Source organism: Prevotella sp. P2-180 (genome assembly GCF_002251435.1).
Taxonomy (GTDB): Bacteria; Bacteroidota; Bacteroidia; order Bacteroidales; family Bacteroidaceae; genus Prevotella.
The window spans coordinates 40,814-49,553 of record NZ_NPJI01000018.1 but is presented as its reverse complement, the minus strand read 5'-3'; the positions used below and the strand labels follow the sequence as shown (position 1 = coordinate 49,553).

Genomic DNA, 8,740 nt, shown 5'->3' with positions numbered 1-8,740 from the left:
TATATTATTTTCGCGTAATTGAATTAAAGGGTTACTATATAGTAGGGCTTCAATAGAAATTATAAAAATGTTAGTATATAAACCCTACACACCCCACACACCTCACACGCCTGTCACGGATGATTTCTTTAAGCTTTCAAGCTTTTACTCTTTACATTTTTAATTTTTAATCTTATTGGCTTTCTGCGCGGATTCATAATAATACGAGAAGGATTAAAAAATTAAAGATTAAAAGGTAAAACCTTAAAGAAGGATTAAAGGATTAAAAATTAAAAGGATAAAGCTTAAAGATTATTCTTTGACCAGTTCGAGGTTGTCGATGGGACATTCCATTTTGGCATAGCCGAGGAAATCGACGCGGAGGGCGAGCATGGTGCGACCGTCGGGCTCTTTACAGATGTTGGCTTCCAAGTCTGCGAGACTGCCGGTCTTGATGCGGACTCTGTCGCCTACATGGATGCGGGTGGGGTCGATGGTGACTTCATTCTCTGCATCGCCTACCATGCGCATGAAGTTTTCCATCTCTGTTTCTTCATCCCACTCGGAGGGGAAAATGAGACACTCGGTCTGTATCTGTCTGACCTTGCGGCTGTTTATAACCTGGAAGTACAGGCGGCCTTCTTTATCCTTAAGGGTGGAAGGCCTGAATTTTAATTTTATGGATGTCATGTTGATGAATTATTAACTTAAATAATATAATGGAGGGAAGGGGGGAAGGAGTTAAGGAGTTAAGGTGGGAGGAGTTAAGCCGAATGTCTGAGCTTTGAAAACTTACGAAAGGAAGCGAAAAGACTATTGTCTTTTTTTCGCTTCGCTCAAGGAAACTTTTCCTTTTTTCGCTTTCCTGCGAATGTTGAGTTAAACTATATTAACCAGGTGTGGAAAGGTGGGGTAAATGCTTGGTGATATGTGTGGAAAAGTGTACCTTTGCAACCGAAATTTGACGAGTTGACGAGTTGATAGTCTAACCGCAAAACAACTGCAAAAGTAATAACTCGTCAACTCGTCCACTTGAGTAAAATATTAGGATATGAAAAAGACTGTGATTGTATTTATAGGTTTTATTGCGGCAACTATGTGTTTTGCCGCTTGTTCATCGGATGACGACAATGGTATTACGACTCCCGAGAATACTGAGAATGAGGAGAATACCGACTCTGGCCTGACGGGGGCGGAGATGGTGGTTGACAGTGCCGAGGTGTGGAGCGAACGCGATGGAAACAGGATTTTTGGCATGATGTATTATAATTCTACATCGTCAAAAAAACAGCCGGCCGTGATACTCTCGCATAGCAGTTCTCTTACCCATGAGGCTATGAAAGGATATGCTTCAGCGATTGCCAAAATGGGATTTGCTGCTTATTGCTTTGACTTCTGCGGTGGAAGCGATAAGAGCAAAAGCGACGGGAAAACCGATGAAATGACTGTTTTTACCGAGGTGGAAGACCTGCGTGCTGTTGTTAAGACAGTAAAGTCATTAGATTATGTCGATTCTTCTAATGTCTGTCTGCTTGGAAGCAGTCAGGGTGGATTGGTGTCGGCCTTGCTTGCCGACGAGTGTCCTGACGACTTTGCTGGAATGATACTCTTCTATCCTGCTTTCAACATACCTGATATGGTGAAGATGTTCAGTGGATTTGGTGACTTCGGCGGTTTCGGTGGTTTCGGCGATTTCGGCGGAATGATGTCGATGAGTGAGGCATATATCAATAGTATAAAGGACTTTGACGTGTGGTCGCATATCGGTAAGTTTTCGAAGCCTGTGTGCATCATCCATGGCACGGCCGACATGATAGTTCCTATCTCAAATTCAGTGAAGGCAGTAGGTCTCTATCCTTCTGCCACTCTCAACAAGATAGAGGGAGCCAATCATGGGTTCAATGCCGCCAACCTTGGCAGCATGGGCAGTATGATGGGAGCCTCCGCCGACTATGACTCTGTTGTACTGCCAATAGTGGAAAGTTTCCTGAAATCAGATAAATAAGTGTGATCAATCACGAAATTAATCTCGATGTGCAGAGTTTCATGGTCCAGGTAAATCCACTTTCACTTAACTTATTGGTAATTTTGCGTTTAATCATAATTTGTCCGTTTTTCCAATGCAAATATACGTCATTTTGTCCGTTTTTCCAATAATTTAACCTTTGTACAATGTTCTTGGTTATGGTAAAATTACGTTAACATCGGTAGATGTTTCCTATCTTTTTAGTACCTTTGCAGTTGTTTTTTCGAAGATGATGAAAGAAATTGTGACAGGGGTGAGTGCGTGGATGGTTTCACACTCATCGACATACGTAATAGCCGCTGCCGTTTTGGCTTTTCTCGTGCCCGACTTGTTCGGGTGGGTGAGGGGAGACGTGTCGAGCGTCATCCTCGGAGTGATAATGCTGACAATGGGACTGACTCTTTCGACGGAGGACTTCCGCATACTGTTCAGTCGTCCGTGGGACATCTTCATTGGCGCTTGTGCACAGTTTACGTTGATGCCATTGTTGGCATACGCGCTTACCCAAGTATTCGGTCTTAATCCCTATCTCTCCATCGGTATCATACTCGTGGGCTGCTGTCCTGGCGGTGTGTCGAGCAATATCATGTCGTTCTTGTGCAAGGGCGACGTGGCGTTTTCGGTGGGCATGACCACAGCCTCCACACTGTTGGCTCCATTCATGACTCCGCTGCTTGTGTGGTGGCTTGCCGACACAAGGATAGAGGTTGACACTCTCGGAATGTTTCGAGGCATATTGCTCATTACGATCATTCCCGTAGGCATAGGATTTTTGGTTAACCACTATGCCAGTAGCCGTAAGTGGTATGAGGATGTGAGGCAGATGATGCCGGGAGTGAGTGTCACGTGTCTTGCCTTGATAGTGGGAGGCGTGGTGTCGCAGGTGAAGCCCCAGTTGATGATTCACGGCATGGGACTCTTCTTGCTTATGCTTGCCGTAGTGTTCTGCCATAACACCCTCGGATATATCCTCGGTTATAACGTAGGCCGCCTTTTCCGCTTCTCGCTTCCCAAGAAGCGCACCATATCCATTGAGGTGGGAATGCAGAACGCCGGTATGGCGACAGTGCTTGCCACCGCCTTCTTTGCCAACGACGATATCCTCGCCCGCAATCCAGAGGCCATCCTCTGTGTGGTGCCCTGTGCCATCAGCTGTGCCTATCACTCTATCTCGGGCACAGTGCTCGCCGGGATATACGTGAAATACGACGAGAAGTTGACACGACATAAGTAGTTAGTAATGTAAATATTACTTTTTTTAGGTATTCTAAATCTTTTGTAAAAATGGGGAAAATATAGGCAAAAGTTTGGAAGATATGAAAAAAAAGCATAACTTTGCCGCAAAAAGAAATAGAATACTATGTTGAGAGGGGAAAAAAAGTTTATATGTGATGTTTGTCGCCATACCTTTTTGGCTCCAGATATCAAATGGCAGGGGACGCCTTATTCGCAGCCGATGCCTTGTCCAAGGTGTGGTAGTTGTCATACCATGCCGAAGTCTTTTTTTTCCTTTATCGACAAGTTTATTTACAAGAAGATATGGGAAGATAATGACAATGAATAATTATTAATAAGCAATATGACTACTTTGAGTATCATTATCGTGGCAGTCTTCTGCCTTGGCTATTTCTTTATAGCCATTGAGAGCGTTACGAAAATCAACAAGGCCGCTATAGCCCTGCTGATGTTTGTGTTGTGCTGGACCTTGTTTATGATTGATCCGTCGCAGTATATTCCAGGCATTGCGGAGAGCGGAAAGGCGCTTGCCGTGGCTGAGGTGATGGAACGACACTTGGGCAGCACTGCCACCACGCTGTTTTTCCTTATGGGAGCCATGACCATAGTGGAGCTCGTTGACCAGAATGGTGGTTTTAACTTCGTGAGAGACACTCTGAAGACACGAACGAAGAAAAAACTGTTGTGGAGAATCGCGTTCATGACGTTTATCCTTTCTGCCGTGCTCGACAATCTCACCACGAGCATTGTGATGATAATGATACTCAGAAAACTGGTAGAAAACCGTGAGGACCGTCTGATTTATGCAGCTCTTGTGATTATCTCAGCCAACTCCGGCGGTGCCTTTTCCCCTATAGGCGACGTGACCACTATCATGCTGTGGAACAAGGGATTGCTGTCTGCGGCGGGTGTCATCATGGAAGTGTTCCTGCCTTCGGTGGTGTCGATGCTGGTGCCGGCGTATATCCTCTCGCTTAGCTTGGAGGGAAAGATGGAGGTGAAGGACTACGGCGAGAACGAGCGTGTGCAAGACCATCTTACAGAGGTGCAGCGCAAGACAGTGTTCTTCCTTGGCGTAGGCGGACTGATATTTGTGCCTGTGTTTAAGACCATCACCCACCTGCCTCCGTTTATGGGCATATTGCTCGTGCTGGGAGTGCTGTGGACTGTGACAGAGGTGTTCTACTCCCGTTTGTCGGGCGAAGAGGAGAAGGGCGGCATGCAGAAGCGTGTGACCAACATGCTTTCGCGCATAGACATGGGCACTATTCTTTTCTTCCTTGGAATATTGATGGCTGTGGCATGCCTTGAGACCATCGGGGCCCTTGAGCTTCTTGGCGACGGCCTGAACAAGGTGTTCGACGGCAATCATTATCTTATAACAGGCATCATCGGCGTATTGTCGAGTATTGTAGACAATGTGCCATTGGTGGCAGGATGTATGGGAATGTATCCCGTGGCGGCGGCCGGCGACTTTGCCATGGATGGCATCTTCTGGCAACTTCTTGCCTATTGTGCCGGTGTGGGCGGTTCGATGCTCATCGTGGGCAGTGCCGCCGGCGTGGTTGTAATGGGGCTTGAGAAGATAACCTTCGGGTGGTATATGAAGAAGATTTCATGGATAGTAGTTGTAGGCTATCTCTCGGGTATGCTTGTTTATGGCGTCCAAAGGTGGGTGTTCTTTTAAAGAAATTAAAGAAATTAAAGAAATTAAAGAAATTAAAGAAGTTAAAGGAGTTAAGGAGTTAAAGAGACGGCCATCCGTCGTTGCTCCAGTTGATGGTGCGCTGTATTAGCACTGGGGCTCCTTTTAGTTCCGTACTGTATCCGTGGCAGATGAAGATGTCTTGACCGTTGAGGGAATAGGCGGCGCAGTGGCCTGTGGCTTCATAGTTCACCTTGTCGCCTTCGATGAACAGTGTGCCGCCGCCAAGACTCATGTCTTTTCCTGTCTTGTCGAGATATGGGCCTTCAACGCTCTTGCTGCGACCCACTGCCACACGGTAGTTGCTCTTGCTTCCCCGACAGCAGTAGTCCCACGACACGAAGAGATAATAGTAGTCGTCGTGCTTCAAGATAAACGGTGCCTCGATGGCATTGGTGCCGGCATGTGCAGATGTGGGGTTGGGCTCGGCTGTAGTGGTGCCAGGGGCATGGCGTCGGGCAATGGTGCGGGGCTTTTCGCCTTTGGCAATGTGCATGGTGGTGTCGAGCTTGGCCAACTGTATTCCGTCCCAAAACGAGCCCCACACGAGCCATGGCGTGTCGGTTTCGTCTATCACGAAGTTCGGGTCGATGGCATTCCAGTTGTCGCGGTTCTCGCGTGATGTGACTATGCAGCCCTCGTCGTTCCATATTGGCGATGAGAGTCTTTTGGCAGAGAGCAGTCCGATGGCCGATCCGTTTTTGCCGAATGTGGAGCAACTGTATGCGAGCCACCATTTTCCGTGCCACTTGATGATGTCGGGAGCCCATACATGCTTGTCGAATCCAGGCACCGAGTCGTGAGTCCATTTCGGTATTACGGTCATCACGGGATTGCTGGTCACTGTCCACTGTTTCCTGTCTTTCGATGTCATCCGCTGAATGCCCATGCCAGTGGCTAAGATGTGGTATGTCCCGTCTTCCTCAGCCATTACAGGGTCGTGAACCATGGGTTTTTCAGTTACAAAATCAGTTTTTCTCTCTTCCTTGTGATTGTTGCCTTGTGCAATAGCCACAGTGGCGACCGCCATTGAGGCAGTCAGCGCGATTAGGTGTAAGTTAGTAAGTTTCATAATAATATAATGTGTAAATCAGTTGCAAATGTACGAATTATTGCGGAGATGAAGTGTTATTTCGCCGAAAAATTATAAAATGTTAGCATTTCAATTCTTAAATCCAAAAAGAAGCCGATTTCATAAAAAAACACAAAAACAAGCAGAAATGTGTGAAAAGATGGTGTTATTACATTTATTATTATTACTTTTGTGCGATTTTTGATGTAACTAAACAATAAGTTAAAATTTTAGATGAACGTAATTACGAAAACAATTTCGCTGGCTGATGGAAGAACCATCACCATCGAGACCGGAAAAGTGGCAAAACAGTGCGACGGTTCTTGTGTGCTCCGCATGGGCAACACCGTTCTTTTGGCCACCGTTTGTGCCGCAAAAGATGCCGTTCCGGGTACAGATTTTATGCCTCTGCAGGTAGACTACAGAGAGCAGTATGCAGCAGCAGGACGCTTCCCTGGTGGTTTCACCAAGCGCGAGGGCAAGGCAAGTGACAATGAGATTCTCACATCGCGCCTTGTCGACCGTGTGCTCCGTCCGCTCTTCCCTTCCAACTTCCACGCTGAAGTGTATGTCAATGTGATGCTCTTGTCAGCCGATGGTGTTGACCAGCCCGATGCCCTTGCAGGCTTCGCCGCCTCAACAGCACTGGCATGTTCAGATATTCCTTTCGAATGCCCGATCAGTGAAGTGCGTGTAGCACGTATTGGCGGTGAATATGTCATCAACCCTACTTTCCAGCAGATGAAAGATGTCGACATGGACATCATGGTCGGTGCATCGGCTGAAAACATCATGATGGTGGAGGGAGAGATGAAAGAGGTGTCGGAACAAGACATGATCGGAGCATTGAAGGCTGCAATGGAGGCCATCAAGCCTATGTGTGAGTTGCAGGCTGAGCTCTCAAAGGAGCTGGGTAAGGACGTGAAGCGTGAGTATGACCATGAAATCAACGATGAGGAACTCCGCAAGCAAATCAACGAGGAACTCTATCAGCCCGTTTACGATGTTACAAAACAAGCTCTTGACAAGCATGCCCGTCAGGAAGCTTTCGACAAGATTATTGAAGACTTTAAGGCTAAGTATGTTGAGGCTCACAGCGATCTCAGCGAAGACGAACTCGAGGAGAAAGCTGCCGAGGCCGACCGCTATTACCACGATGTGATGCGCGACGCCATGCGCCGTTGCATTCTCGACGAGGGCATTCGTCTTGACGGCCGCAAGACCGACGAGATACGTCCTATATGGTGTGAGGTTAGCCCGCTGCCAATGCCACACGGAAGCTCTATCTTCACCCGTGGTGAGACACAGTCGCTCTCCACATGTACGCTTGGCACCAAGCTCGACGAGAAAATGGTGGACGACGTGCTCGACAAGGGATACATGCGTTTCCTCCTTCATTATAACTTCCCTCCATTCTGTACAGGAGAGGCAAAGGCACAGCGTGGCGTAGGCCGCCGCGAGATTGGCCACGGACACCTCGCATGGCGCGGCCTGAAGGGACAGATACCTGAGGACTATCCTTACACAGTGCGTCTCGTGAGCCAGATTCTCGAGTCAAACGGCTCTTCTTCAATGGCTACCGTTTGTGCCGGTACTCTCGCCCTTATGGATGCAGGTGTGCCTATGAAGAAGCCTGTCAGCGGTATAGCTATGGGTCTTATCAAGAATCCTGGAGAGGAGAAGTATGCTGTGCTGAGCGACATCCTTGGAGATGAGGACCACCTCGGCGATATGGACTTCAAGACCACTGGTACCATAGATGGTCTTACTGCTACACAGATGGACATCAAGTGCGACGGACTGTCGTTCGAGATACTTGAGAAGGCGCTCATGCAGGCTAAGGCCGGACGCGAGCACATCCTGAAGTGCCTTACCGACACTATTGCAGAGCCTCGTGCTGAACTGAAGCCTCAGGTTCCACGCATCGTGCAGATCGAGATTCCGAAGGAATTCATCGGTGCTGTCATCGGCCCTGGCGGTAAGATTATCCAGCAGATGCAGGAAGACACTGGCTCAACCATCACCATCGACGAGGTTGACGGCGTGGGCAAGGTGCAGGTGAGCGGTCCAAACAAGGAGAGCATCGACGGAGCCTTGGCAAAGATTCGCGCCATTGTGGCCATTCCTGAGGTAGGCGAGATATATGAGGGAACAGTACGTTCCATAATGCCTTACGGATGTTTCGTGGAGATTCTCCCGGGCAAGGATGGCTTGCTGCACATCAGCGAGATAGACTGGAAGCGCCTTGAGACTGTTGAAGAGGCTGGAATCAAGGAAGGCGACAAGATAAAGGTGAAACTGCTTGAGATTGACCCGAAGACAGGCAAGTACAAACTGTCTCACCGCGTGTTGATTGAGAAGCCAGCCGACTATCAGGAGCGTCCTGAGCGTCGTCCTCGTGGCGAGCGCCCGGAGAGAGGCGAGCGCCCGGAGAGAGGAGAGCGTCGTCCTCGTCCTGAGCGTCCTGAGAGAGGCGAGCGTCGTCCTCGTGGCGAGCGTCCTGAGCGTCGTCCTCGTCCCGACTTCAATGAATATCCTGAGAATCGCGAGCCAAGAGATTTCAACGACTCTCTTGACAAGTTGGATTTCTAAGCATGTAAATGAAGAGTGAAGAATGAAGAATGAAGAATGAGATAAACGCAGATTGTGCGCAGCCTATTCTTCATTCTTCATTCTTCATTCTTCATTCTTCACTCTTCATTTAAAACATTCTTCATTCTTC

General features: G+C 48.1%; 6 protein-coding genes. 4 read left to right on the top strand and 2 right to left on the bottom strand.

The window, feature by feature from the left end; all coding sequences use genetic code 11:
- Positions 1-291: 291 nt before the first annotated feature.
- Complete coding sequence (locus tag CIK98_RS19000) at positions 292-669, bottom strand: hypothetical protein (protein WP_094382765.1); 378 nt, start codon at positions 667-669, stop codon at positions 292-294.
- 361 nt (positions 670-1,030) lie between these two features.
- Here CIK98_RS19000 and CIK98_RS02785 point away from each other — a divergent pair, with 361 nt between their 5' ends.
- The 3 genes from CIK98_RS02785 to nhaD all read left to right on the top strand — a co-directional run bounded on the left by CIK98_RS02785 (position 1,031) and on the right by nhaD (position 4,928).
- Positions 1,031-1,984 (top strand): S9 family peptidase, encoded by a 954-nt coding sequence (locus CIK98_RS02785; RefSeq protein ID WP_094382764.1) that lies wholly within the window; start codon positions 1,031-1,033, stop codon positions 1,982-1,984.
- Positions 1,985-2,234: 250 nt separating this feature from the next.
- On the top strand, positions 2,235-3,239 hold the full coding sequence (locus CIK98_RS02780; protein WP_253249622.1) for a bile acid:sodium symporter family protein: 1,005 nt from the start codon (positions 2,235-2,237) through the stop codon (positions 3,237-3,239).
- Between the two features lie 345 nt (positions 3,240-3,584).
- A complete protein-coding gene (gene nhaD / locus CIK98_RS02770) occupies positions 3,585-4,928 on the top strand; it encodes a sodium:proton antiporter NhaD (protein WP_094382762.1) in 1,344 nt (447 codons plus the stop codon).
- A 58-nt stretch (positions 4,929-4,986) separates the two neighbouring features.
- Here the strand turns inward: nhaD and CIK98_RS02765 are convergent, their stop codons facing one another.
- Complete coding sequence (locus CIK98_RS02765) at positions 4,987-6,018, bottom strand: family 43 glycosylhydrolase (protein ID WP_094382761.1); 1,032 nt, start codon at positions 6,016-6,018, stop codon at positions 4,987-4,989.
- A 234-nt stretch (positions 6,019-6,252) separates the two neighbouring features.
- Between CIK98_RS02765 and pnp the strand changes: the two genes are divergently transcribed.
- The gene (gene pnp / locus CIK98_RS02760; protein WP_094382760.1) at positions 6,253-8,610 is read left to right on the top strand and encodes a polyribonucleotide nucleotidyltransferase; all 2,358 of its coding nucleotides are present in this window, start codon (positions 6,253-6,255) and stop codon (positions 8,608-8,610) included.
- Positions 8,611-8,740 lie beyond the last annotated feature (130 nt).